Genomic DNA, 26396 nt, shown 5'->3' on the forward strand with positions numbered 1-26396 from the left:
TGGTTGACACAGCGTGTTGCGAAGTTGCCACGATTTTGGTGGCGACCTGAGGTGCAGTCGGAAGCTTTCGACGGATGTCTTCTTCATACATTTTTTACATTCGAAGGTCGTTTCGCACCGAGACATGGGTTTTTGGAACAATCCGAATCACCCGATCTCGCAAGAACCCGCCGGAAAACGAAAAGACCCCGGCGCAGAGCGCCGGGGTCTTCCATCTCGATCGACTTATCTTGTCAGGATCGAATGTGTCCTATCAGTAATTGTAGGCGCGCTCGCCGTGATCGGCGATGTCGAGGCCCTCGCGCTCCTCGTCTTCCTTCACGCGCAGGCCGATGGTGAAGTCGACGAGCTTGTAGAGGATGAGCGAGCCGATACCCGACCAGAGCAGGGTGAGGCCGACCGCTTCCGCCTGGATGATGAGCTGGCCCATCATGTCGTAGGCGCCGACGGCGAGTTCACCGGGCTTGGTGGTGTAGTCGGGGATGCCGACGCCGCCGAGCTTCGGGTCGACCAGGATGCCGGTCGCCAGAGCACCGAGGATGCCGCCGATGCAGTGGACGCCGAAGACGTCCAGCGAGTCGTCGTAACCCAGTGCGTTCTTCACGGTGGAGCACATCACGAAGCAGACGCCGCCGGCGACGAGGCCGAGGACGATCGAGCCCATCGGGCCGGCGAAGCCCGAGGCCGGGGTGACCGCGACGAGACCCGCGATGGCGCCCGAGAGCATGCCGAGCAGCGAGGGCTTGCCCTTGGCGACCCATTCCACCAGCAGCCAGGACACAGCCGCCGCCGCCGTGGCGACGAAGGTGTTGATCATGGCGAGCGCGGTGGTGCCGTTCGACTCGAGGTTGGAGCCGGCGTTGAAGCCGAACCAGCCCACCCAGAGAAGCGAGGCGCCGATCGTGGTCATGGTCAGCGAGTGCGGGGCGAGCAGGTCACGGCCGTAGCCGATGCGCTTGCCGAGGAGCAGGCAGCCGACGAAGCCGGCGATACCCGCATTGATGTGCACGACCGTGCCGCCGGCGAAGTCGAGCGCGCCCTTCTTGAACAGGAAGCCCGCATCGCCGAGCGCCGTGTCGTAGGCGGCCTTGGCCGCGGCATTCGCCTCGCCACCGGCAGCCGCGAGCGCCTTGGCGGCGTCGGCGGTCAGGTCCGGGCCGGGCCAGTACCAGACCATGTGGGCCATCGGGAAGTAGATCAGCGTCACCCAGAGGATGACGAACACGATCAGCGCCGAGAACTTCATCCGCTCGGCGAAGGCGCCGACGATGAGGGCCGGGGTGATCATCGCGAACGTCATCTGGAAGCAGATGTAGACGTATTCGGGGATCACGACGCCGTTCGAGAAGGTGGCGACGTTGGCGTTCGCGTCGACGCCCTTGAGGAAGGCCTTCGAGAAGCCGCCGACGAAGTCGTTGATGCCGCCGCCGTTGGTGAAGGCGAGGCTGTAACCGTAGAACACCCACAGCAGGCAGACGATGCAGGCGATGGCGAACACCTGGGTCAGCACCGAGAGCATGTTCTTGGTGCGCACGAGGCCGCCGTAGAACAGGGCCAGGCCCGGCACGGTCATCATCAGGACCAGGACGGACGCGATCAGCATCCAGGCGGTGTCGCCCTTGTTCGGCAGGGGCGCAGCGGCAGCCGCTGCGGCGGGAGCAGCCGTGGCGGCTTCCGGCGTCGGCGTCTGCGCGAGGGACGGCTCGATGAAGAGGAGGCCGAGGGCGGCCCCTCCCAAGCCGAGCGCGAGGAGGTTACGGAGTTTCATGGGCACGTGGCTCCCGATCGCGATGCGATTGTGATGGAGGAGAAAGAGGGGTCCGGCCTGGGGCCGGAGGGGAGGAAAGGGCTCAGAGGGCGTCCGCGTCGGTCTCGCCGGTGCGGATGCGGATGGCCTTCTCGAGCGGCATCACGAAGATCTTGCCGTCGCCGATCTGGCCGGTGCGGGCGGACCCGGCGATGGTGTCGATGACGCTGGTGACGAGATCGGCGGCGACCGCGACCTCGATCTTCAGCTTCGGCAGAAAGCTGACGGCGTATTCGGCGCCGCGATAGATTTCCGTATGGCCCTTCTGGCGTCCGTAGCCCTTGACCTCGGTCACGGTCAGGCCGTGTACGCCGATGCCGGTCAGGGCGTCGCGGACCTCCTCCAACTTGAACGGCTTGATGATCGCCATCACGATTTTCATGGGCGGCGCCCCCTGGGTTCACGCGTTGTGCCGCCGGTCGCCTTCGTCGTCGTTCAGACGGGCTCAAGGTCCGGCGGTTCCGCAGGGCTCGGAATGAGCCTGCGACCGAGCCCCCTTATTCAAGGACTGTGCCAGACGGAACTTTTTTGCATTTTGAAGTTGTGCCCAGAAACTGAGCCGGCGCTGACTCCTGCGAGGGCACATTAAAACGGCCAAGCTGCATCATTTCTCGCCATATCGATGAAATCGGCGGCGAAAACGCAATTCAGCCCTGCCTGCGCCGCTTAATCCCGTCGAGATCGACTGAAATTCAGGCAATCGTCGTCAGCGACGCGGCCGGATCAGGCCTTCCTGGGCAACGGAGGCGACGAGGCGGCCGTCGCGCGAAAAAATCGCGCCGCGCGCGAAGCCGCGAGCGCCCGATGTGCTGGGGCTGTCTTGAGCGTAGAGCAGCCACTCGTCGGCCCGCGCCGGCCGGTGGAACCAGAGCGCGTGGTCGAGGCTCGCCGACTGGATCTCCGGATCGAACACCGTGCGTCCATGAGCGATCAGCGACGAATCGAGCAGCGTCATGTCGGAGGCGTAGGCGAGCACCGCTCGGTGAATCGCCGGGTCGTCGGGCAGCGGCGCGCCAGTGCGCATCCAGACGTGGAAGCGCGGCGCGCGCGGCTCACGGCTCTGGTAGCGCTCGATCTCGACCACCTTCAGCTCGATCGGCCAGCTCTGGGTGAAGTAGGCGAACGTCTTCGCCGGCACGATCGTGTCAGCTTGATCCGGGCCGGCGGCGATGAAGCCGCGCATCTCTCCCAGCTCCTCGGGCATCGGCACGTCGGGCATCGCGCTGGCGTGCTCGTAGCCCGGCTCGTCGCCGTGGAAGGAGGCCGACATCGCGAAGATCGCACGGCCGTGCTGGATCGCCTTGACGCGCCGCGTCGTGAAGCTGCCGCCGTCGCGGATGCGCTCGACCTCGTAGACGATCGGCACGGCCGGATCCCCGCCGAGCAGGAAATAGGCGTGCAGCGAGTGCGGCGGCCGCGCCGCCTCGACGGTGCGCGATGCCGCGACGAGGGCCTGCGCCACGACTTGGCCGCCGAACACCCGCTTCCAGCCGTTCTTCTGGCAGATGCCGCGAAACAAGTCGGTCTCGAGCTGTTCGAGATCGAGGAGGCTGAGGAGTTCGCGGACGGCGTCGGACATGGTCTCGCAAGCTGCAGTCGAGCGGGCGATATAGCGCGCGGGCTGGCCCTGTCGCCATGCATCACGCTCATCCGCGCGGATTGCCGAGGGCGGCCCGGAATGTCACGTCACGCGAGCACGGGTTGGAGGATGGCACCATGAACGGTTCGGCGAGTCGTGCGGGCAGCCGCAACCTGCTCGTGGCCGGGGCCGGCATTCCGGGCCTCACCCTCGCGCTCGCCCTGAAGAGGGCGAACCGCGAGGCCATCGACGTCACGGTCTGCGATCCGGGCCTGTCGGCCGGCGCCGCGCGGCATCGCGGCCGGGCCTTTGCCGTGGCAGCCGGACCACGCCGGATGTTCGAACAACTCGGGTTGTGGGAGATGATCGCGCCAGCGGCGGAAGCCATCCGCGACATGGCGATCACCGACAGCCGGCTCGCCGACCCGGTACGCCCGACCTTCCTGACCTTTGCGCAAGACGGCGAGACGACGCCGGACGGGGCGCCCTTCGCGCATATGGTCGAGGCCGAACCCCTGGTGGAGGCGCTGCTCGCAGCCTCTCGCGAGGCAGGCATCGGCTTCGCGGCGACGGGCATATCGGCCGCGTCGCCCGAGCGCGACCGCATCCGGGTGAGGCTCGGCGACGGGCGCGAGTTGACCGCTTCGCTCGTGGTCGCGGCCGACGGCGCCCGCTCACGCCTGCGCGAGGCGGCCGGCATCGGCTGGGTCGGCTGGTCCTATCCGCAATCCGGCATCGTCGCGACGATCGCACACGAGCGCGAGCACGAAGGCCGCGCCTATGAGCACTTCCTGCCGAGCGGCCCCTTCGCGACCCTGCCGCTGACCGACCGAGACGGCCGGCACCGCTCCTCGATCGTCTGGACCGAACGGCAAGCCGATGTGGCCGCGCTGCTCGGGGGCGAGCCCGAGGACGTGCTGGCGGAGATCGAGCGGCGTTTCGGGTTGAAGCTCGGCCGGCTCGCGCTTGAGGACGGCCCGAGCGCCCATCCCTTGAGCTTCGGCATCGCCCGCGCCTTTCGCGCGGACCGGCTGGCGCTGCTGGGCGATGCGGCGCACGTCATTCATCCGGTCGCCGGCCAGGGCCTCAATCTCGGGCTGGCAGGTGCCGCGGCGTTGGCGGAGGTCATGACAGAGGCCCTGCGGCTCGGCACCGATCCCGGCGCGCCGGAGGTGCTGCGCGCCTACGAGCGCGCTCGCCGCTTCGACACGGTGGCGATGGCGGCGGCCACCGACGGCCTCAATCGGCTCTTCTCCAATGACGCGCTGCCGGTCCGATTGGCCCGCGATTTCGGCCTGGGCCTCGTCGAGCGCATGCCCGGCCTGAAGCGGTTCTTCATCGGGGAAGCATCCGCAGCGCGCGGATCGCAGCCCCGCCTCCTTCGAGGCGAGGCCCTCTAGATCGGCCCTCAGGCGCTCTTGCGAAACAGCCAGACCACGTTGTCGACATAGACCGGCTCGGCCAGCGCGGCCTCGCGACGAACCGTCTTCACACGCGTCTCGACCGCCATCGGGCGATTCGCGTTCCAAGTGATCCAGCGCGCCACCGGCCGCCCGCTGCACCGCCTCTGGATCCAGCTCGGTACCTTCGATCGTATTGCCATGCCCCCCCTCCATAGCCGTCCCCTGGCGAGGGTCGGCTCAGTCCAAAGTCAGACCAGGATTCGCCGTTTGGCAAGCGGTAACCATGCTAAGCGTCGCTGCATCCCCCGATTTCGATCACGGAACCGTGATCGAAATCGGTCCGATCCATGGCGGCAGCTCGATCTCGCACCCTGCGTAATCAGCGTCCCGCGGCCGCGCGGCGTGACGGTCGCCAACGGGCGCGCCGGTTGGTAGGAGAGCCGGGTTTTAAGCATCTTCGCAAGGAGGCCGTCGCCATCCGTGCGGAGAAGAGGCGCAGCGACAAGGCCTTAGCGCTTTCTCCATGAATCACCGGTTCATGAGAGGACGACCTGTCGAGCCCGGACGAGGACCATGACGAGACCGGAGGCCAGCGGAGCGAGTGCGGCGGAGGCGGAGGCCCATGCGCGCCTGCTCGCCCATTTCGCGGAGGCCGGCTACGCCGCCGTGACGCCGCCGGTGCTGCAGCCGGTCGAGCCGTTCCTGGAACTGTCGGGCGAGGACATCCGCCGCCGCATCTTCGTCACGACGGACGGCGCGGGCGCCGAACTCTGCCTGCGTCCGGAATTCACGATCCCCGTCTGCCGCCACCACCAGGCGATGCGACCGGGTGAGTCGGCGGACTATTCCTATCTCGGCCCGGTCTTCCGGCTCGCGGCCGGCGAGGCGGACGAGTTCACGCAGGCCGGCATCGAATCGATCGGCCGCACCGATACCCCGGCAGCCGATGCCGAGGTGCTCGGCATGGCGCTGGACGGACTTGAGCAGCTCGGCCGGACCGACGTCTCCGTGCGGCTCGGTGACATGGGATTGACGCACGCGCTGCTCGACGCGCTCGCGGTGCCTCCCGTCGCTAAGCGCCGGACCCTGCGCGCCATCGCCTCCGGGCGCTCGCTCGACGAGGTCGCCAACCCCGCCCAGACCGAGGACCCGCATGCCGGGCTGCTCGCCACGATCCAGGGGCAGGACCCGCGGGGCGTGCGCGCCTTCGTCGAGGACGTCCTCTCGATCGCCGGCATCTCGCGCGTCGGCGGGCGCAGCGCCGGGGAGATCGCCGAGCGCTTCCTCGCCAAGGCCGCGGCGCAGGCGCAAGGCGGCGCAGGCCTCAATGCCGAGAATCGCGCCCTGGTCGAGCGCTACTGCGCCGTCTCGGGAGACCCGGACAGGGCCTGCGAAGCCGTGCGGTCCCTCGCCCGCGAGGCCGATCTCCGCCACGAGGGTCTGGACGCGGCGCTCGCGCTCTTCGAGGAGCGCACCGGGTTCATGGCCGCGCGCGGCCTGCCCGTCGAGCGCTTCGCCTTCTCCGGCGGGTTCGCGCGCAATCTCGACTACTATACCGGCTTCATCTTCGAGGTGACGTCGGGCCAGCCGGGCGCGCCCGCCCTCGTCGGCGGCGGCCGCTACGACGGCCTGCTTCAGCATCTCGGCAGCCCGGTGCCGCTGCCGGCGGTGGGCTGCGCCTTCTGGCTCTCGCGGTGCGGCGGGAACTGACATGACCGACCAGATCACCGAGCCCCTGGTGCTCGCCGTCCCCTCCAAGGGACGCCTCCAGGAGAACGCCGCCGCCTTTTTCGGCCGGGCCGGCCTGAAGCTCGCCCAGCTCAGCGGCGCCCGCGACTATCGCGGCACCCTCGTCGGGGTGCCCGGTGTCGAGGTGCGCTACCTGTCCGCCTCCGAGATCGCCAGCCAGCTCGCCAGCGGCGCGGCCCATCTCGGCATCACCGGTGAGGACCTGATCCGCGAGACGCTGCCCGACGCGGAAGCCTCGGTGGAGCTGCTGACCCCGCTCGGCTTCGGCAACGCCACGGTCGTCGTCGCCGTGCCGCAGGCCTGGATCGACGTGCGCGCCATGAGCGATCTCGACGAGGTCGCCAGCGAGATGCGCCTCCGCCAGGGTCGGCGCCTGCGGATCGCCACCAAATACGTGAACCTGACGCGCCGCTTCCTGGCCCGGCACGGCATCGCCGATTACCGCATCGTCGAGAGCCTGGGCGCCACAGAGGGCGCGCCGGCCGCCGGTTCGGCCGAGATCGTGGTCGACATCACCACCACCGGCGCGACGCTCGCGGCCAACGCTCTCAAGATCCTCGACGACGGCATCATCCTGCGCTCGGAGGCGAATCTCGTCGCCTCGATGAAGGCGTCCTGGGGCGAGAGCCAGCGCGACGCCCTGCGGGCCGTGCTCGGCCGCATCGCCGCCGAGGAGCGCGCCCGCACCAGCCGCGAGGTTCGTGCCGGCCTGCCCGAGAATGGCGCGATCGACCTCGCCAGCCTCGCCGCCCTGCACGAGGCCGAGCTGCCCTATGGCGCGCCCAAGGGCCTCGACGGCGAGATCGTGCTGCGCTGCCCGGCGGAAGCCGTGTTCGCGCTGTCCGACGCCCTCGTCCGGGCGGGCGCCCGCTCCGTCACGGTGAGACGCATCGACTACGCTTTCGCGGCAGAGAACCCGTTGGCTGAGCGGCTGCTCGCCCGTCTGTAGCGCGAGGGTCGCGGCGGGTCGGAATCCGTGGCGATCGACGTCGATTTCAGAAGAGGTTAACGGAGTTCGCGTTAACTCGGTCGGATTCGCCCGGCGTTATCGTTTGCCGGCGCTCCAACCTCGATTCCGCGATGATCCCGCTTCCGCCGAACGAAGTCGAACGGCTGGCCGCGTTACGCGGCCTGCACATCCTCGACACGGCTTCGGAACCGCATTTCGACGCGGTTTGCCGTACGGCGGCGGCCCTGTTCCGCGTGCCGATCGCGCTGGTCTCGCTGATCGACGCGGACCGGCTCTGGGTGAAGGCGCGCTGCGGCGTCGACGTGGACAGCGCGCCGCGCAAGGATGCCTTCTGCAGCCGCACCATCCTCTCGGACGACGTCCACGTCGTCGAGGACGCGCACCGAGATGATTGCTTCGCCGGCAATTCATTCGTCACGGGGGAGCCTCGGGTCCGGTTCTATGCCGGTGCTCCGCTGATCCTGCAGAAGGACCTGCGCGTCGGCAGCCTCTGCCTCGTCGACACCGTTCCGCGCTGCTTCTCGCCCGAGCAACGCCGCCAGCTTCAGGACCTCGCCGAGATGGTTGTGGCCCATCTCCACCTGCACGCGGCGACCGCCGACAAGGCGCGGCAGGCGGCCGCCCAGCAGGCCGCGATCCTCGGCCAGCTCGCCGAAGGCGTCATCGTCACCGACACGTCCGGCAGGATCACCCTCGTCAACGAGGCCGCCGCCGCGATCCACGGCGTCGCCCGCCTCGACGTCACGCCGGACGATTACAGCGCCACCTACCACCTCTTCACCGAGGATGGCCGGCCCTACGTGTCCCGCGAACTGGCCCTGGCGAGAGCCGTGCGCGGCGAGACGGTTCTCGGCTCGCGCTGGCGCATCCGGCGCCCCGACGGATCGGACGTGCTCGCCGTCGGCAGCGCCCGGCCCCTGCGCGGGCCGGACGGGGCGCAGATCGGCGCCGTGCTGACGGTACGGGACGAGACGGCACGGGACGCCGCGGAGGCCGGCCTGCGGGAGAGCGAGGCCCGCTTGCGCGCGCTCACCGACAACATGCCCTCGGGCGGTGTCTTCCAGCTCGCCAGCGGCCTCGCGCCGAACGGCACGGGCCGGCGCTTCCTGCACCTGTCGCGCAGCTACGAGCGGATGACCGGCGTCTCGGTGGAGACGGCCATCGCCAACCCGCACATAGCCTACGGCCTGATCGTGCCCGAACATCGCGCGCTGATCACCGAGGCCGAGGAGCGTTCGATCCGCGACCGCACGCCGTTCGACGTCGAGGTCCAGATCCAGCGCGCCGATACCGGCGAACTCCGCTGGTGCCGGATCATCTCCGCCCCGCGAGACCTGCTCGACGGCTCGGTGATCTGGGACGGACTGCTCATCGACGTCACCGATCAAAAGCGCACCGACGATGCCCTGCGCGAATTGAACGCGACCCTCGCTCAGCGCGTCGCCGCGCGCACGCAGGAGGCGGATGCGGCCCGCGACCAGGCCGAGGCGGCGAGCCGGGCCAAGTCCGAATTCCTGGCCGCCATGAGCCACGAGATCCGGACGCCGCTCAACGGTATCCTCGGCTACACCGATCTCCTCCTCGACCATGCGACCCTCGACAAGGCCCTGCGGCCCCATGCCGAGCGCATCCGCTCGGCCGGCTCGGCCCTGCTGACCGTGGTCGACGACATCCTCGATTTCTCCACCGTCGAGGCCGGACGCATCGCGCTTTCGCCCGAACCGCTGGCGATCGATCGCCTGGCCGAGGAGGCCGCCGCGATCGTGCGTCTCAGCGCCGAATTGAAGGGGTTGCGGCTCGGCGTCGAGGCCGATCCCGCGCTGCCGAGCCACGTCCTCGGCGACCGCGACCGGCTGCGTCAGGTGCTGCTGAACCTGCTCAACAACGCCGTGAAGTTCACCGCCGAGGGTAGCGTGACGCTGGCGATCGAAGGAGCACCCAGCGGCACTGGTGAGGCGCGGCTGCGTTTCTCCGTGCGCGATACCGGGATCGGCATCCCGGCCGAGAAGCAGCACCTGCTCTTCGAGCGCTTCAGCCAGATCGACGGCACCATCCGGCGCGAATTCGGCGGCACCGGCCTCGGCCTCGCCATCTCGAAGCGGCTCGTCGAACTGATGGGCGGCACGATCGGCCTGACGAGCGAAGCGGGGCGCGGCTCGACCTTCTGGTTCGAGGTCAGCTTGCCGCTCGCCGAGCCGGCGCCGTGCCCGGCGATCGAACGCCTGTCCGCTCCCCGCCGTGGCGGTCGCCGGCTGCTCCTCGTCGAGGATGTCCCGCTGAACCAGGATCTCGCCGAGGCCGTGCTCACGCGCGCGGGCCACGCGGTCGATATCGTCGCCAGCGGCGCCGAGGCCGTGGCCGCGGTCCAGGCCGAGAAGTACGACCTCGTGCTGATGGACATCCAGATGCCGGGCATGGACGGGATCACCGCCACCCGCCTGATCCGCGCCCTCGATCACCCGGCTGCCGCGGTCCCGATCGTGGCAATGACCGCCAACGTGCTGCCGCAGCAGGTCGCGAGCTACCGGCAGGCCGGCATGCAGGACCATGTTGGCAAGCCGTTCAAGAAGCAGGCTCTCTTCGCCACGATCGAGCTTTGGGCGCTGGGCGGCAGCGAGGACGCGGCCGACGTCGTCGAGCCGGTCGCCAATCGCGGTGCCTTCGAGGCCATCGTCGACACGCTCGGCCGATCCCGCGCCGACGACCTGCTCGCGACGCTGGCGGAGGAGCTCGACGCCCGCCTCGGCGAGGAGGGGACGATCCCCGATCGCGACGGGCTGGCGGACGGCGCGCATGCGATGGTCACGGCCGCCGCGATGCTCGGATTCGACGACCTGTCCGACCTCTGCCGCAAGGTCGAGACGTCCTGCCGCGCGGGCGCCAATTACGCCCCGCTGGTCGTCCCCCTGCACAAGCAGAGACGCCTCGCGCTCCGCAGGATCGGAAGCCTTCTCGCGACCTGAGCGGGATGCGGGACAGGCCCGCTTTGGCAAAGGCGTCGCCGCACACCATGTCTGCCCCGAATCATCGGGACGGACGCGGGATGCAGCTCACCGGACTCCACCACCTCACCGCCATCACGGCGCGCGCGGCCGACAACGCGGCCTTCTACACCCGCGTGCTGGGGCTGCGCCTCGTCAAGAAGACGGTGAACCAGGACGACGTCTCGGCCTATCACCTGTTCTACGCCGACGGGCTGGCCTCGCCGGGCTCCGACGTCACCTTCTTCGATTGGCCGGCTCCACCCGAACGGCGCGGCACCAGCAGCATCAGCCGCACCGGCCTGCGCGTCGCCGGTGGCCTCGACTGGTGGCACGAACACCTTTCGCGCGCAGGAGTGAAGCCATCGGAACCGCTGATGCGGGACGGCCGGCTCACCCTCGACGTCGAGGATCCCGAAGGCCAGCGTCTCAGCCTCGTCGACGATGGTGGCGCGGGCGAGAGCCATCCCTGGGCCGGCAGCCCCGTACCGCAGGAGCGCCAGATCCGCGGGCTCGGACCGGTCCAGCTCAGCGTCGCTGCTGCCGAGCGGACCGAGGCAGTCCTTACCGACGTGCTCGGCATGCGCTTCGAGCGCAACTTCGACAGCCCCGAAGGCGCAGTGCGCGTCTTCAGCATGGGTGCAGGCGGCCCAGCCGCGGAGGTGCACCTTCTCGAGGATGCCGGCGCGCCTGCGCGGCAGGGCGCGGGCGCCGTCCACCATGTCGCCTTCCGCATTCCCGATTCCGACTACGCGGCCTGGGCCGATCGCCTGAACCAGCGGCGGATGCCGTCGAGCGGGCCGGTGGACCGCTTCTATTTCCGCAGCCTCTACTTCCGCGAGCCCAACGGCATCCTGTTCGAGATCGCCACGGACGGCCCCGGCTTCACCGCGGACGAGCCCCTGGAGACGCTGGGCCAGCGCCTCGCCCTGCCGCCCTTCCTGGAGCCGCGCCGCGCGGAGATCGAGGCCGGACTGAAGCCCTTGTGATCGAGCGCCCTTATCGACGCCGCGATTCAGTCATGAACCGCTGGCATGGCGCTGCTCGCAATCGACGTGCATCTGCTTCGCGCGAAGCACCTCGGCATTGTCCTCGACTTGACGCGCGGGCCGCACCTGCGAGAAGAGCGGCAAAAAAATCATCGGATTCGGGACAATTTAGAATTATGAGCAAGTACTACGAAGAGCGGGTTCTCAGCGTTCATCATTGGACCGACACGCTTTTCTCTTTCCGCACCACGCGCGATCCTTCGTTCCGCTTCCGCAACGGCGAGTTCACGATGATCGGGATCGAGGTCGAGGGAAGGCCTCTGCTGCGCGCCTATTCGGTGGTCTCGGCCAATTACGAGGAAGAGCTGGAGTTCTTCTCGATCAAGGTCGCCAACGGCCCGCTCACCTCGAAGCTTCAGCACCTCAAGGTCGGCGACCCGATCATGGTCGGCAAGAAGCCGACCGGAACGCTGGTCCTCGACAACCTGCTTCCCGGCAAGAACCTCTACCTGCTCGGCACCGGCACCGGCCTCGCGCCGTTCATGTCGATCATCAAGGATCCGGAGACCTACGAGCGCTTCGAGAAGGTCGTGCTGGTCCATGGCTGCCGCCAGGTGCAGGAGCTCGCCTATGGCGAGACCATCACCGAGGCGCTACCGAACCACGAATTCCTCGGCGAGGTGATCTCGGCCGGCCTGATCTACTACCCGACCGTGACCCGCGAGCCCTTCCGCAACCGCGGCCGCATCACCGATCTGATGGTGTCCGGCAAGCTGTTCGAGGATATCGGCCTGCCGAACATGTCGATCGAGAACGACCGCTTCATGCTGTGCGGCTCGCCGGAGATGATCCGCGACACCCGCGAGTTGCTCTCCGGCCTCGGCTACGAAGAGGGCAACCACGGCGAGGCCGCCCACTACGTCATCGAGAAGGCCTTCGTCGAGAAGTGAGCGCGACACCCCGGCGCCGCGCCCTGTTCATCGCCGGCGCCGGAACCGAAATCGGCAAGACCTACGCGACCGCCGCGCTGACCCGCCGCCTGCGTGAGCAGGGACGCCACGTCCTAACGCTGAAGCCGCTGGCCAGCGGCGTCCCGCCGATCGACGATCCTGCCTTCGCCGAAAGCGACACCGCGATCCTGCTGGCGGCCCAGGGACTTTCCGTCGCGACGGAGACGGTGGAGGCCTGCTCGCCCTGGCGGTTTTCCGCGCCGCTCGCGCCCGACCAAGCTGCGGCCCGGGAGGGGCGAAAGCTCCATCTCGACGAACTCGTCACGTGGTGCGAGCGGCAGCTCCCACCCCATCGACAGCCTCATCCCGATATGACTGTCCTGATCGAAGGCGTCGGCGGCCTCATGAGCCCGATCACCGCGGACGCCACCGGCCTCGACTGGCTGAAGCAGCTTGGTTTGCCGGCTCTACTCGTCTCCGGCAGCTATCTCGGCGCAATCAGCCACGCGCTGACCGCCATCGAGACTCTGAAAGCGCATGGTGTCCCGCTCGCAGGCGTCGTGGTGAGCGAGAGCACCGACGCGCCGACGCCGCCGGAGGTCGTTTCAGAGGCCATAGCACGGCGTGTGGAGGTGACGGTTGGGATCGTGCCGCGTGGCGGCGCTTTTCCTGGCGGCCTTGCCGATGCGCTGCTTCAAGGGCCGCTCGGCTAGGCGGCCGACCTCCCCTCAGCCGTCCTCCAGCCGCCCCCAGAGCGTGTCGGCGACGTGGTTGCGGCAGTCGAGCGAGCGAAACAGCCGGATCTCGATCGGGATGTCGAACCGTGCGGGGCCGGCCCGCACCAGGCGGCCTCTCCCCAGATCCTCCTCGGCGAGCGTCCGGGGCAGCCAAGCGAGGCCATGACCTTCGCGCGCCATGGTCAGCAGCGTTGCGGCCAGCCGCGAGGTGAATCCCGCCTCCAGACGCAGTTCGCCACTCTCGGAGATCTGCGCCGCCAGGATACGGCCGAGGCCTGAGGCTTGAGCGTAGCCGAGATGCGGCAACGGCCTGTCCCGCGTACCCGGCAGCGACCAAAGCGGCTGCCCGTCTTCATCGGGCGCGGAGACGGGGACGAGCACGTCCTCGCCGATGGTCACGCTCGGAAACCGGTCCGCTTCGAAGCGCATCGGCACCCGCGCATGGCAGTGGCACAGCAGGAAATGCACCTCCCCGCCGAGCATCATCTGCTCGCAGGCCTCCATGCTGTCGGAGATGAGGTTCAGCGCGCCGAGCGCCTCGACGCGCATCAGGCCGCGTATCCAGGCCGGAAAGAAGGTGAAGGAGAGCGCGTGCGTGGCGGCCACCGAGAGCGCGCCGGTATCCCGCTCGCCGATGGCTTGCGTCTCGCGGCGCGCGCGGTCGAGCGCGCGCATCATCTCGACGGCCTGCGGCTGGAGATGCAGCCCGGCCTCCGTGAGCACGGCGCCTTGCGCGCCCCGCACGAAGAGCGGCGTGCCGATCCAGTCCTCGAGAGCCCGGATACGCCGGCTGAAGGCGGGCTGCGTCACGTTGCGGGCGTCGGCGGCGCGGGAGAAGGTCTTCTGCTCGGCGAGCGCCAGAAAATCCTTCAGCCAGTCGAGATCCATGCCGATGCCGTTCTCGCATAACGCGAACCGAACATGGCATTGGCCCGAGCGGCGAGTCCAGCAGTAGGTCTTCGGGAAAGCCCCCGTACGAGAGGCACTCAGATCCCGGGAGGATCACGGCCATGAAGAACTGGCTCGGCAAGCTCTACATCCAGGTCTTCTTCGGGATCATTCTCGGTGGCCTGATCGGATATGTCTGGCCCACCATCGGCATCGCGCTGCAGCCCTTCGCGGACGGCTTCATCAAACTGATCAAGATGCTGCTCGCGCCGATCATCTTCGGCACGATCGTGGTCGGCATCGCCAAGATGGGCAACCTCAAGGAGGTCGGCCGCATCGGCATCCGGGCGCTGTTGTACTTCGAAGTGGTCTCGACGCTGGCTCTCGTGATCGGCCTCGTCGTCGTCAACATCATGCAGCCGGGCGTGGGCATGAACATCGATGCCTCGCACATCGATGGGAAGGCCATCGCCGGCTACGCCAAGGTGGCCGAGACGCAGCCCGGCCTCGTCGGCTTCCTGATGGACATCATCCCGACGACCATCGTGGATGCCTTCGCCAAGGGCGCGATGCTGCAGATCATCCTGATCTCGGTGCTGCTCGGCATCGCCCTCGTCGAGGCCGGCGAGCGCGGCAAGCCGGTGGTCGCGGTGATCGACAGTCTGCTCGATGCGCTCTTCCGCATCGTCGCGATGGTCATGCGGCTCGCACCCCTCGGCGCGGGAGCCGGCGTCGCCTTCACCTTCGGCAAGTACGGCGTCGGCACCGTCTGGTCGCTCGCCTACCTGATGCTCGGCGTCTACCTCACCTCGATCGTCTTCGTGGTGGTGGTGCTGGGCGCGGTGGCCCGCTGGGCCGGCTTCCCACTCACGAAGTTCCTCGCCTACTTCAAGGACGAGATCCTCATCACCTTCGGCACCTGCTCGACCGAAGCGGTGATGCCCCGGATGATGGCGAAGCTCGAGCGGCTGGGCTGTGACAAGTCCGTGGTCGGGCTCGTGCTGCCCACCGGCTACACCTTCAACGCCGACGGCACCTCGATCTACCTGACCATGGCGGCGATCTTCGTCGCGCAGGCCACCAACACGCCACTCGATATCTGGGGGCAGCTCGTCATCCTGGGCGTCCTGCTGCTGACCTCGAAGGGATCGGCGGGCGTCGCCGGCGCCGGCTTCGTGACGCTCGCGGCGACCCTGTCGAGCATCCACACCGTGCCGGTGACCGGCCTCGTCCTGCTGCTCGGCGTCGACCGTTTCATGAACGAGGCGCGTGCCGTCACCAACCTCATCGGCAACGGCATCGCCACCATCGCCGTCGCGAAATGGGAGGGCGCCTTCGACCAAGCGAAGGCCGAGGCCGCGTATCGCGACCGCGCCCGGCCCGTCCTCGCCGAGCCCTCGTCCGACCCGCAGGCGGTGGCCGCCGCCTCCTGACGCCCCCTCACCTTAAAAAGCGAGAAAGAGCATGCGCATCGTCGACGTCTGCGAGATCACCAAGCCGATCTCATCGCCCATCCGCAACGCCTATATCGACTTCTCGAAGATGACTGCGAGCCTGGTGGCCGTCGTCACCGACGTGGAGCGGGATGGCCGCCGGGTGGTCGGCTACGGCTTCAACTCGAACGGTCGCTACGGCCAGGGCGGCCTGATCCGCGAACGCTTCCGGGATCGCCTGCTCCAGGCCGAGCCGAAGAGCGTCCTCAACGAGGCAGGCGACAACCTCGACCCGCACAAGCTCTGGGCGGCGATGATGACCAACGAGAAGCCCGGCGGCCACGGCGAGCGCTCGGTGGCAGTCGGCACCCTCGACATGGCGATCTGGGACGCGACGGCGAAGATCGCCGGCAAGCCGCTCTTCCGCATGCTCGCCGAGCAGGATGGCCGCGAGGCCGATCCGCGCGTCTTCGTCTACGCGGCCGGTGGCTACTACTATCCCGGCAAGGACTATTCTGCCCTGCGAGCCGAGATGCGCAGCTATCTCGACCGCGGCTACAGCGTCGTGAAGATGAAGATCGGCGGCGCCCCGATCGACGAGGACCAGCGCCGCATCGAGGCCGTGCTCGCCGAGATCGAGGGGCAGGCCCGGCTCGCCGTCGACGTGAACGGCCGCTTCGACCTCGAGACCGGCATCGCCTACGCCAAGATGCTCCGCGAATACCCGCTGTTCTGGTACGAGGAGATCGGCGACCCGCTCGACTACGCCCTGCAGGCGGCGATGAGCGAGTTCTATCCCGGCCCGATGGCCACCGGCGAGAACCTGTTCTCGCACCAGGACGCCCGCAACCTGCTCCGCTACGGCGGCATGCGCCCGGACCGCGACTGGCTGCAATTCGACTGCGCCCTGTCCTACGGCCTCGTCGAATACCTGCGCACCCTTGAGGTACTGGACCAATTCGGCTGGTCGCGCAGCCGCTGCATCCCGCATGGCGGCCACCAGATGTCGCTCAACATCGCTGCCGGCCTCGGGCTGGGCGGCAACGAGAGCTACCCCGACCTATTCCAGCCCTATGGCGGCTTCCCGGACGGCGTGAAGGTCGAGGACGGCCACATCACCATGCCGGAGATCCCGGGCATCGGCTTCGAGGGCAAGTCGGACCTAATCAAGGTGATGCGGGAATTGGCGGAGTAACGCCCTCATACCCAAGCCGTCATCCCGCGGCCGCGCAGCGGAATCCGGGATCCACGACTGGCCTCGACGGAGTGTCTGTCTCCCGCATCACGGGTAGATTCCGGGTTCTCGCCTCTGGCGAGCCCCGGAATGACGGAGTTGGAAGTATTGCGGCCGGGCTGGTGGCAGCGCGCCGAAAACCGGCTACCGCATCCTCAGCACTGATCCGCGCTGTCCGACGAGGGAACCCGCAATGCCCTACCGCATCGACCACGTTCACCTGCGTAGCCGCGACGCGGTCGCGGCCTCGGTCTTCTATGTCGAGAAGCTGGGCGCCCGGGAGATCCGCCGCGATGGCTCGCCGGTCAGCCGCGTCGTGCTCGATCTCGGCGGCCTGCACCTGTTCATCGAGCAGGCGCCGGAGGACACTGCATCGAGCGCTAAGGCCCCGCATCTCGGCCTGGAGCATATCGGCTTCGCCGTCGACGACATCGAGGCGACCTTCGCCGATCTGAAGGCCAAGAATCTCGACATCGCCTCCGGCATCAACGACGTGAAGCCGGGCCTGCGCACGATCTTCATCACCGGGCCGGACGGCGTATTGATCGAGTTTCTGAAGCGCGACTTCGCGCTTTAGTCGCTTTTCGCGTCCAGCCGCGCCCGGCCGAAATCCGGCTCGGCCGTCTCCTGGCCCATGGCGACGATGCCTTTGCGGATCGCACGGGTGCGGGTGAACAGCTCGAACAGCGCGTCCCCGTCACCCCAGCGGATCGCCTTGGTGAGCGCCGAGAGGTCCTCGTTGAAGCGGCCGAGCATCTCCAGCACGGCCTCCTTGTTGGTGAGGAAGACGTCGCGCCACATGGTCGGATCGGACGCCGCGATGCGCGTGAAATCGCGAAAACCGCCGGCCGAGAATTTGATCACCTCGGACTGCGTCACCGTCTCCAGATCGGCGGCGGTGCCGACGATGTTGTAGGCGATGAGATGCGGCACGTGGCTCGTGATGGCGAGCACGAGGTCGTGGTGCTCGGGCGTCATCGTCTCGACGATGGCGCCGAGACCCTCCCAGAATGCTGTCACCGTGGCGACGGCTCCATCATCCACGCCCTCGGGCGGGGTGATGATGCACCAGCGGTTTTGAAACAGCGTCGCGAAGCCGGAATCGGGACCGGAATACTCGGTGCCCGCCACGGGATGGGCCGGCACGAAGGGGTTTTCCGGCTTGAGGTGCGACGCCGCTGCGGCGACCACCGAGCCCTTCACCGAGCCGACATCCGACAGGATCGCGCCAGGCTTGAGATGTGGCGCGAGTTCGGCCGCGACTGCGCCGATGGCGCCCACCGGCACGCAGAGAATGACGAGATCGGCCTCGGTCACTCCGTCCGCCAGGCTGGACGTCGCGAGATCTGCAATGCCGAGCGCACGGACGCGGTCGAGCACCGCCTCGTCGCGGTCGACGGCCACGACCCTGTCGGCAAGCCCGTAGGTGCGCGCGCCGCGGGCGATCGAGGAGCCGATCAGGCCGAGCCCGACGATGGCAACTGTGTGCAGGACGGTGCCCATCCTAGCTCCGGCCAAAACTCTTCAGCGCATCGATGAAGGCCCGGTTCGCTTCCTCGCTGCCGACGCTGACCCGCAGCGCATTCGGCAATCCATAGGACGCGACCTGGCGGACGATGACGCCGTGCCGGGTCAGGTGCGCGTCGGCATCGGCAGCCGTGCGGCCGGGCTCGTCCGGAAAGTGAGCCAGCAGAAAGTTCGCGACACTCGGCGTGACGGCGTAGCCGAGCGCCCGGACCTGCTCCGTGAGCCAGCCGAGCCACTCGGTGTTGTGCGCGACGGCCGCCGCGAGATGGGCCTCGTCGGCAATCGCCGCGGCGCCCGCGGCGATGGACCCGCCTGACAGATTGAACGGCCCGCGGATGCGGTTGAGCGCATCGACCACGCCTTCCGGCCCGACCATCCAGCCGATCCGCTGCGCCGCCAGTCCGTGGATCTTCGAGAAGGTGCGCGTCATGACGACGTTCTGGGATTCGAGCGCCAGCTCCAACCCGGCGCCGTAATCGTTCGCGCGGACGTATTCGGCGTAGGCGCCGTCGAGCACCAGCAACACGTTGCCGGGCAGCCCGGCATGCAGGCGGCGGACCTCGTCGAAGGGCAGGTAGGTGCCCGTCGGGTTGTTGGGGTTGGCGATGTAGACGATCTTCGTGCGCGGCGTGACCGCGGCGAGGATGGCGTCGACGTCGGTGGTCAGATTCGTCTCCGGCACCACGACCGGCGTGCCGCCAGCCGACAGCATCGCGATCCGGTAGATCAGGAAGCCGTGCTCGCAATAGATGCCCTCGTCGCCCGGGCCGACGAAGGCGTGGGAGAGCAGGAACAGCAGCTCGTCCGAGCCCGCGCCGCAGACGATGCGGGCCGGATCGAGCCCGAAGCGGGCCGCGATGGCCGTGCGCAGCTTCGACGCGGTGCCATCCGGGTAGGCCGCGAGCTTGGCCGATGCCTCCTGAAGGGCCGCGACGGCATGCGGGCTCGGGCCCAGCGGCGTCTCGTTCGAGGAGAGCTTGTGCACCTTGGCGACACCCGGCGCCGTGCTCTTGCCGGGCACATAGGCGTCGATGGCGAGCACGCCGGGCTTGGGCACCGGGCGGAGGGGGGACGAAACAGCGGCGGACATGGCTTCGGACAACTGTCGGATGCGATCGAATCCGGTTCGTCTACAGCATTTCGCGCCGCCGTGGAGTCCGCAGGGTCACGCCTCGGCGTTGGCGTCGAGATCCCTGCCCTTCGTCTCGGGCATGAGCATCGCGGCGATGGTGCCGATCACGCTGAAGGCGACGAGGTAATAGGCCGGCGCCAGCCGGTCGCCGGTGACGGCGATCAGCTTGTTCACCACCCAGTTGGTGCTGCCGCCGAAGATCGAGACCGAGAAGGCGTAGACGATCGACAGGCCGGCGCTACGCACCGCCCGCGGCAGTGATTCCGGGATGCCGACGATGATCGCCGCCGCGTTGATCGAGGAAAGCGCCGACATCAGGAAGGTCACCGCATAGACCGAGAGCGCGGTCGGCGCCTGCGCAAGCCAGGCAAAGGCCGGGATCGCCAGAAGCACGATCACCGCGCGCGGCCAGATCATCACCGGCCGCCGTCCGATCCGGTCGGCGATCCAGCCACCAAGCAACGGAAACACGATCGAGGCCAGCCCGAGCGCGATCGGCACGGCAGTCGAGACCGTTTCGGTGAGCCCGAGCGTCGCCTGCGCATAGACCGGCATGTTGGTGCCGATCGCGTTCGAGACGGTCGAGGCCGCGATGATCAGGAAGGTGAGGATCAGCAGCCGGCCATGCTCGCGCACCAGCCGGGCCACCACCGCGAGGGTCGAATCCGCCGCTTCCGGATCCTTCTCCTCACCGGCGGTCTCGGGCAGGTGACTGCGGATGATCAGGCCGACCGGCACGACGGCGAGGCCGAGCAGGAACATTCCGCGCCAGCCCCACTCCGCCATGGCGTGGTCGCCGACCGCCAATGTCAGCACGGAGGCGACGATGCCGGCGATCAGTGCAGCGCAGCCCTGGCTCGCGATCTGCCAACTCGCGATGAAGCCGCGATGGTCCGGTGGTGCCGCCTCCAGCAGATAGGCAGTGGACGGCCCGACCTCGCCGCCGAGCGCCAGCCCCTGGATCAGCCGCCCGACGATGACGATGCCCTGCGCCCATCCCCCGATAGCATCGTAGCCCGGCGTCAGGGCCAGCATCAGCATGCCGACCGCCATGAGCGCGATGGTGATGAGCATGGCGGGCTTGCGCCCTGCCCGGTCGGCGAAGGCGCCGATCACGATGCCGCCGATCGGGCGCATCACGTAGCCGATGCCGAACAGGGCCAGCGAGGCGAGCAGGCTGTCGGTGGCGTTCTGCGACGGGAAGAAGGCGGCGCCGATCGGCACGGCGAAGAAGGCGTAGATCGTGAAATCGTAGAATTCGAGAGCGTTGCCGAGCACCACGGCCCCCACGGCCTTGCGGTCCAGCGCCGGATGGCCCTGTGCAGCTGCGATCTCGCCCTTCATTCCCGCTCCTTCGCTTATTGCGGCGCACTCATAAACCAGTGAGGGAGGTTTTGTTGCAGAGCTGGCGATAACTCCTCGCAATCAGCCGCTTCCTCCTTTCGTTGACGCACTGGGATGGGCACATTACCTCCTGTCGACCCGGCCAAGTCTGAAGGGCTGGACCCCGCGTCGCCTCATGACAACGCGAGAGCTTCGACCGATGGCCGAGTTGGCCCCGGGGGCAGCACCCGAGCGCGCGATGGACACCACGTTGACGCCAGATGCCGAGACCGGCCTTCGCGACGAGGCGAAGCCATCACGCCGTGACTACGACGCCCTTCCGGCCTCCGACCCGAAGAGCCCCGTCGCGCTGTTCGGCACCGACGAGCCGCTGTCGATGGATTGCGGTATCACGCTCGCGCCGTTCCGGGTCGCCTACCAGACCGTCGGAACGCTCAACGCCGAGCGCTCCAACGCGGTCCTGATCTGCCACGCGCTGACCGGCGACCAGCATTTCGCCCACACCCATCCGGTCACCGGCAAGGCAGGCTGGTGGGAGACGCTGGTCGGCCCCGGCAAGCCGATCGACACGAACCGCTACTTCGTCATCTGCTCGAACGTGATCGGCAGTTGCATGGGCTCGACCGGCCCGGCCTCGCTCGATCCGTCAACGGGTCGGCCCTACGGGCTCGACTTCCCGCTGGTGACCATCCGCGACATGGTGCGGGCCCAATCGATGCTGCTCGACCGGCTCGGCATCCGCGACCTGTTTCTCTGCATCGGCGGCTCGATGGGCGGGATGCAGGTCCTGCAATGGGCCTCGCTTTTCCCCGAACGCGTCTTCGCCGCGATGCCGATCGCCACGGGCGCGCGCCATTCGGCGCAGAACATCGCCTTCCACGAGGTCGGAAGGCAGGCGATCATGGCCGACCCGGCCTGGGCGGATGGACGCTATCTCGAAGAGGGCACGCGGCCGGCCAAGGGCCTCGGCGTCGCGCGGATGGGCGCGCACATCACCTACCTGTCCGAGCCGGCCCTGCATCGTAAGTTCGGCCGCCGTCTCCAGAACCGGGCTGCGCCGACCTTCTCGTTCAATGCCGACTTCCAGATCGAGAGCTACCTGCGCCACCAGGGGCTCTCCTTCGTCGAACGCTTCGACGCCAACGCCTATCTCTATCTCACCCGGGCGATGGACTATTTCGACCTCGCCGAGGACCATGGCGGCGTGCTCGCCAACGCCTTCCGAGGTTCGAAGACTCGATTCTGCGTGATCTCCTTCACCTCCGACTGGCTGTTTCCGACCGCCGATTCCCGGGCGATCGTCCACGCGCTGAACGCAGTCGCCGCGCCGGTGGCCTTCGTCGAGGTCGAGAGCGACAAAGGCCACGACGCCTTCCTGCTCGACGAGCCGGCGATGTTTTCCGCCGCACAGGGCTTCATCGACGCGGCGGCGCGGGCGCGAGGGCTCTGATGGCTCATCCCACCCTGACCGACGCCTCCACTGCGCCCTGGGATGCCGCCGAGTCATTGCCGCGGGGCGCGGATGAGCGCGTCGACCACCTCGTCGTGCTCGGGCTGGTGCCCGACGGCGCCCGCGTGCTCGATATCGGCTGCGGCGACGGCTCGCTGCTGGCGCTGCTGCGCGATCGCCGCAACATCGACGGACGCGGCATCGAGCTGTCGCGCGAGGGCGTGAACGCCTGCCTCGCCCGCGGCCTGCCGGTGATCCAGGGCGATGCCGATACCGATCTCGCCAACTATCCCGACGACGCCTTCGACGTGGTCGTACTCTCCCAGACCATCCAGGCGACGCGCAACCCGCGCATCGTGCTCGAGCATCTGCTGCGCATCGGCAAGCAGGTCATCATCTCCTTCCCGAATTTCGGGCATTGGCGCGTGCGAACGGAACTCGCCTTCCGCGGTCGCATGCCGATGACGGAGATCATGCCCGAGACCTGGTACGAGACCCCGAACATCCACCACTGCACCATCCGGGACTTCGTCGGCCTGTGTCGCACGGTCGGCGCCAACATCGAGAAGGCCACCGCCCTCGACGGGCGCGGCAAGCCGATGCGCTACTCGATGCCGTGGTGGTTCTGGAACCTCGTCGGGGCGCAGGGGGTGTTCCTGCTGCGGCGGGGTCCAGCGAAACCGCTTTGAGCGAATGCGGCGAGTCGTCATCCTCGGGCCGCCCGGTAGTGGCAAATCTACCCTCGCCCGCCAGCTCGGCGAGCGACACGGGCTGCCCGTCTTCCATCTCGACCAGATCTATTTCCGCCCCGGCTGGGTGCCGGTGGAGCAGGAGATTTTTGCCACCGAAGTCGCACGCATCGCAGCTCTGCCGGACTGGGTGATCGACGGCAACTACACCGCCACGATCGCGCCACGGCTCGCGGCGGCGGATACCGTGATCTATCTCGACGTGCCGACCTGGCTGCTCATGGCCCGCATCAGCAAGCGGACGATCACCAGCTATGCGCGCGAGCGGCCCGAGATGGCGGCCGGCTGCCCCGAGCGGTTCGAACTGGAATTCCTGCGCTTCGCGCTGGCCTGGAATCGGACCCGTCGGGCGCGAAGCGTCGCCGTCGCCGAAGGATTTCCGGGACGCGGAATCGTCCTGCGCAGCCGGCGGCCGATGCACGACCTGTCGCGTCGTCTCGGCGGAGACGCCTAGGCCGCCTCGTCGCGTGCCAGTTCGGCCGCGATTCCGGCGGCGAGGTCGGCCGCCTGGTTGCGGATATCGGGCACCGCGATGCACTCCCAGAGCGCCCCGCGCATCAGCGGGCCGATCGTCCAGAGCGGACCGCCGAGGGGCAGGCCGCGCGCACGGAAATCCGCGTCGACGTCGAGCCCGAGACCGAACGGGCCGGGACGCACTAGGCCGCGATCGATCAGCCGGCGCAGCAGCGGGTCCGGCGTCTTGCTGACGCGGCCGATCCCGGTGGCGTCGAGGATGCACTGCACCGTCAGACGCTCGGGCTCCGCAGCGCCCCGCGGCCTCAGCGTCACCACGGCGCGACTCGGTTCGTCCTCGATCGACAGGATGCGGCCGGCCCGTACCGTCAGGCAGCCGGCCGCGATGTCGTCGGCGATCGCAGCGGCGGCGGGCGGTGCCGAGCGGTGGCGATGCACGTCCCAGAACGGGCGCAGATGGCGCAGGAAGCGCTCCCGCTCCGAAGCCGGCAGGCTGCGCCAAACGTAGTCCGTAATCGGCCGAAGCGCGTCGATCACGTTGCGCCAATCGTCGCCGGCCGCATGCGCCGCCGCGCGGATGCGCCGGGTCAGGGCCGTGAGCGAGCGGAGATCCACCCCGGTCAGGTTGGGCACGGGAAGCGCCTCGGTCGGCGCATGGGTGTTCGGCAGCAGGCCACGACGCGACAGAGCGATAATCGGGCCGCCGAAGCCGCGACGGCGCAGGCTGATGACGGCATCGATCATCGTCAGCCCCGTGCCGACGATGAGCACCGGAAGCTCCGGCTGCAACCGGCCGATGGTCTCTGGCGACCAGAGATCGGCCCGGTGCCGGCTATGCGGCTCGCCGGTTCCGGCGAGGTTACCCATGGCGAGCACCGCCCCGGCGACCGGCAGGCTGAGGCCCCCCTCGGTGCGGAGCGCAAACCCGCCCGGCCGTGGCACGAGGTCGGAAATGCCATCGTTGACGAGGCGCAGGCGCGGCGGCCCGGAGCCCGTGACGGTGTCCGTCAGGATCTCCGAGAGATAGCGGCCATAGAGCGCCCGCGACGCGAAGGTGCCGCCCGGCGTGACCCGTACTCCGGCAGCCTCGTCCGGCGGCAGGTCGAGGGCATTGCGCGCGAGCCATTGCTCGAAATGCCGGGGGCGATCCGGATACGCGCTCATGTTGGAGGCGCGCAGGTTCAGGAAATGCCCGAAATCGCCGGTGCCGTAGGCGAGACCTCGCCCGAAACTCGCGGAGCGCTCGCAGAGGAGCACAGGCCGGTTGTGCGGCAGCGAGTCCAATAGCTGGATCGCCGCCATGGTGCCGCTGAAACCGGCGCCGATGACGGCGATGGGGAGCGCAGAATGGTGCGCGCTCATGACAGGATGCTCCAGAACGGGTGAGCGCGCCGCTTGAACGAGCGGCACGACGGTTTCGTTCTTTATAGAGAACGGCATGACAGGTCGTAAAGTACCCTGTCCGCCGCTCGAAGCATCCGGGTCTTGAGTCCAACCGTCGAAATTAAAAGGATAATTGCGAATTCTGCTGCTGGAAGGCTGTTCTCCCGACGGTCTCGCGCGCAGAACGTCCTTCAACCGATCGTTTGGCAAAAAGAACAATCTTCCCTGCGGCTCACGCCGTCTCCCCGGCCAGGCGCTGCGCCGCCCGTTCGCGGCCGATCAGCGGCAGGAGGCCTGCCAGATCCGGTCCATGGTCGAGCCCGGTCAGCGCGAGGCGCAGCGGCATGAACAGCGAGCGGCCCTTGGCGCCCGTCGCCTGCTTCACGGCCTCGGTCCAGCTCTTCCAGGTCGTCGCATCGAAGGGGCCTGCCGGCAGCAGCGAGAGCGCGGTCTCCAAGAAAGCCGCATCCTGGATCACGGGGCTGACCGGGCCTGCGACCACCCGCCACCACTCGGCCGCGTCCGCAACCTTGACGAGATTGGCCCGCACCACGGTCCAGAGGGACTCGGCCGTTTCTTCGGGAATGCCCAGCGCCAGCAGGCGCTCGCGCGCCTCGGCGAAGGGCATGGTGTGGACGATCTGCGCGTTGATGACGTCGAGCTCGGACGGATCGAACCGGGCTGGCGCGCGCGAGATGCGGCCGAAATCGACCAGACCCGCCAGCTCGTCGAGGGTGGGCACCGCCCGCACGGCCTCGGAGGTTCCCGTCAGCACCGCCAGGGAGTCGACCGCGGCTGGTTCGAAGCCGGCTTCGCGAAGGCTACGCAGGGAGAGATGCCCGAGCCGCTTCGACAGGCCTTCGCCATCGGCCGTGGTCAGCAGGTTATGGTGCGCGAAGACCGGCACGGGATAACCGAGCGCCTCGAAGATCTGCACCTGTACACCGGTATTGGTGACGTGGTCCTCGCCGCGAATGACGTGGGTCACGCCCAACTCGGCATCGTCCACCACGGAAGGCAACGTGTAGAGCACGGTGCCATCTTCGCGGATCAGGACCGGGTCGGAGAGCGAGGCGCAATCGACGTGACTCTCGTCGCGCACGAGGTCGTTCCAGGCGACGACCCTGTGGTCGAGCTTGAACCGCCAATGCGGGCGCCGTCCCTGCCCCTCGAAGGCGACCCTCTCCTCGTCGGTCAGGTTGAGCGCTGCGCGGTCGTAGATCGGCGGCAGGCCGCGGCCGAGCTGGCGCTTGCGGCGGCGATCGAGCTCTTCCGGCGTCTCGTAGCAGGGATAAAGCCGGCCCTGCCCGATCAACGTCTCCTTCGCGGCCTCGTAGCTCGCAGTACGCTCGCTCTGCCGTGCGAACAGGTTCGGCGCGATACCGAGCCAAGACAAGTCCTCACGGATCGCGCCCGCGAACTCCTCCGTGGAGCGCTCGCGATCGGTATCGTCGAGGCGCAGCAGGAAACGGCCACCCTCCCGGCGCGCGAACAGGAAGTTCAGCAGGGCCGGCCGTGCATTGCCGATGTGAAGGTAACCCGTCGGCGAGGGCGCGAAACGGACGAGGGGCGTGGTCATGCGCGCACGCCTAGACGGTTTGTCCGCGACTGCGAAGA

The 26396-nt window shown here is 68.3% G+C and carries 22 protein-coding genes; 13 read left to right on the forward strand and 9 right to left on the reverse strand.

Annotation, left to right across the window (positions count from 1 at the left end; genetic code table 11):
• Positions 1–253: 253 nt before the first annotated feature.
• The 3 genes from GGR33_RS00165 to tesB form a co-directional block, all read right to left on the reverse strand.
• Positions 254–1768 carry an ammonium transporter gene (locus GGR33_RS00165; protein WP_183501312.1) on the reverse strand — a complete coding sequence of 505 codons (1515 nt, stop codon included), beginning with the start codon at positions 1766–1768 and terminating at the stop codon, positions 254–256.
• An 82-nt stretch (positions 1769–1850) separates the two neighbouring features.
• Complete coding sequence (locus GGR33_RS00170) at positions 1851–2189, reverse strand: P-II family nitrogen regulator (protein WP_183501314.1); 339 nt, start codon at positions 2187–2189, stop codon at positions 1851–1853.
• A 324-nt stretch (positions 2190–2513) separates the two neighbouring features.
• Complete coding sequence (gene tesB, locus GGR33_RS00175) at positions 2514–3386, reverse strand: acyl-CoA thioesterase II (protein ID WP_183501316.1); 873 nt, start codon at positions 3384–3386, stop codon at positions 2514–2516.
• A 137-nt stretch (positions 3387–3523) separates the two neighbouring features.
• Between tesB and GGR33_RS00180 the strand changes: the two genes are divergently transcribed.
• The 7 genes from GGR33_RS00180 to bioD all read left to right on the forward strand — a co-directional run bounded on the left by GGR33_RS00180 (position 3524) and on the right by bioD (position 13141).
• The gene (locus GGR33_RS00180; RefSeq protein ID WP_183501318.1) at positions 3524–4786 is read left to right on the forward strand and encodes an FAD-dependent monooxygenase; all 1263 of its coding nucleotides are present in this window, start codon (positions 3524–3526) and stop codon (positions 4784–4786) included.
• Positions 4787–5362: 576 nt separating this feature from the next.
• Positions 5363–6499, forward strand: coding sequence for an ATP phosphoribosyltransferase regulatory subunit (locus GGR33_RS00185; protein WP_183501320.1), 1137 nt, complete (start codon positions 5363–5365; stop codon positions 6497–6499).
• A 1-nt stretch (position 6500) separates the two neighbouring features.
• Entirely contained in the window at positions 6501–7487 is a 987-nt protein-coding gene (gene hisG, locus GGR33_RS00190; protein ID WP_183501321.1) for an ATP phosphoribosyltransferase, read from the forward strand.
• 131 nt (positions 7488–7618) lie between these two features.
• Positions 7619–10471 carry an ATP-binding protein gene (locus GGR33_RS00195; protein ID WP_183501323.1) on the forward strand — a complete coding sequence of 951 codons (2853 nt, stop codon included), beginning with the start codon at positions 7619–7621 and terminating at the stop codon, positions 10469–10471.
• An 80-nt stretch (positions 10472–10551) separates the two neighbouring features.
• Positions 10552–11478: a ring-cleaving dioxygenase gene (locus GGR33_RS00200; RefSeq protein ID WP_183501325.1), complete on the forward strand. Its 927-nt coding sequence runs from the start codon at positions 10552–10554 to the stop codon at positions 11476–11478.
• A 176-nt stretch (positions 11479–11654) separates the two neighbouring features.
• Positions 11655–12428, forward strand: coding sequence for a ferredoxin--NADP reductase (locus GGR33_RS00205; protein ID WP_183501327.1), 774 nt, complete (start codon positions 11655–11657; stop codon positions 12426–12428).
• The gene (bioD, locus tag GGR33_RS00210; protein ID WP_183501329.1) at positions 12425–13141 is read left to right on the forward strand and encodes a dethiobiotin synthase; all 717 of its coding nucleotides are present in this window, start codon (positions 12425–12427) and stop codon (positions 13139–13141) included. The genes GGR33_RS00205 and bioD overlap by 4 nt, the downstream gene beginning before the upstream one ends.
• Before the next feature lie 15 nt (positions 13142–13156).
• On the opposite strand, the gene GGR33_RS00215 is transcribed toward bioD, so the two are convergent.
• Positions 13157–14053: a LysR family transcriptional regulator gene (locus GGR33_RS00215; protein WP_183501330.1), complete on the reverse strand. Its 897-nt coding sequence runs from the start codon at positions 14051–14053 to the stop codon at positions 13157–13159.
• Positions 14054–14175: 122 nt separating this feature from the next.
• On the opposite strand from GGR33_RS00215, the gene dctA reads away from it, so the two are divergent.
• From dctA to GGR33_RS00230, 3 genes are all read left to right on the forward strand, one after another.
• Entirely contained in the window at positions 14176–15486 is a 1311-nt protein-coding gene (gene dctA / locus GGR33_RS00220) for a C4-dicarboxylate transporter DctA (protein ID WP_183501332.1), read from the forward strand.
• A gap of 31 nt (positions 15487–15517) precedes the next feature.
• Complete coding sequence (locus tag GGR33_RS00225; protein ID WP_183501334.1) at positions 15518–16681, forward strand: mandelate racemase/muconate lactonizing enzyme family protein; 1164 nt, start codon at positions 15518–15520, stop codon at positions 16679–16681.
• Between the two features lie 232 nt (positions 16682–16913).
• On the forward strand, positions 16914–17297 hold the full coding sequence (locus tag GGR33_RS00230) for a VOC family protein (protein WP_183501336.1): 384 nt from the start codon (positions 16914–16916) through the stop codon (positions 17295–17297).
• On the opposite strand, the gene GGR33_RS00235 is transcribed toward GGR33_RS00230, so the two are convergent.
• From GGR33_RS00235 to GGR33_RS00245, 3 genes are all read right to left on the reverse strand, one after another.
• Positions 17294–18223: a prephenate/arogenate dehydrogenase family protein gene (locus GGR33_RS00235; RefSeq protein ID WP_183501338.1), complete on the reverse strand. Its 930-nt coding sequence runs from the start codon at positions 18221–18223 to the stop codon at positions 17294–17296. The genes GGR33_RS00230 and GGR33_RS00235 overlap by 4 nt on opposite strands.
• Position 18224: 1 nt before the next feature.
• Complete coding sequence (locus GGR33_RS00240) at positions 18225–19337, reverse strand: pyridoxal phosphate-dependent aminotransferase (RefSeq protein ID WP_183501339.1); 1113 nt, start codon at positions 19335–19337, stop codon at positions 18225–18227.
• A 75-nt stretch (positions 19338–19412) separates the two neighbouring features.
• Positions 19413–20723: an MFS transporter gene (locus tag GGR33_RS00245; RefSeq protein WP_183501340.1), complete on the reverse strand. Its 1311-nt coding sequence runs from the start codon at positions 20721–20723 to the stop codon at positions 19413–19415.
• Positions 20724–20961: 238 nt separating this feature from the next.
• Between GGR33_RS00245 and metX the strand changes: the two genes are divergently transcribed.
• Genes metX through GGR33_RS00260 form a run of 3 tightly spaced genes read left to right on the forward strand, consistent with a single transcriptional unit; the run spans position 20962 to position 23376 of the window.
• Positions 20962–22173: a homoserine O-acetyltransferase MetX gene (gene metX / locus GGR33_RS00250; protein ID WP_183502076.1), complete on the forward strand. Its 1212-nt coding sequence runs from the start codon at positions 20962–20964 to the stop codon at positions 22171–22173.
• Positions 22173–22862 carry a methionine biosynthesis protein MetW gene (gene metW / locus GGR33_RS00255; protein WP_183501342.1) on the forward strand — a complete coding sequence of 230 codons (690 nt, stop codon included), beginning with the start codon at positions 22173–22175 and terminating at the stop codon, positions 22860–22862. The genes metX and metW overlap by 1 nt, the downstream gene beginning before the upstream one ends.
• A 4-nt stretch (positions 22863–22866) precedes the next feature.
• Entirely contained in the window at positions 22867–23376 is a 510-nt protein-coding gene (locus tag GGR33_RS00260; RefSeq protein ID WP_183501344.1) for an AAA family ATPase, read from the forward strand.
• Here the strand turns inward: GGR33_RS00260 and GGR33_RS00265 are convergent.
• Complete coding sequence (locus GGR33_RS00265; protein ID WP_183501345.1) at positions 23373–24758, reverse strand: FAD/NAD(P)-binding protein; 1386 nt, start codon at positions 24756–24758, stop codon at positions 23373–23375. The two genes, GGR33_RS00260 and GGR33_RS00265, sit on opposite strands and share 4 nt — an antisense overlap.
• A 253-nt stretch (positions 24759–25011) precedes the next feature.
• A complete protein-coding gene (gltX, locus tag GGR33_RS00270; RefSeq protein WP_183501347.1) occupies positions 25012–26358 on the reverse strand; it encodes a glutamate--tRNA ligase in 1347 nt (448 codons plus the stop codon).
• Positions 26359–26396 lie beyond the last annotated feature (38 nt).

Origin of the sequence: Methylobacterium brachythecii, assembly GCF_014196345.1 — a bacterium.
GTDB lineage: Bacteria > Pseudomonadota > Alphaproteobacteria > Rhizobiales > Beijerinckiaceae > Methylobacterium > Methylobacterium brachythecii.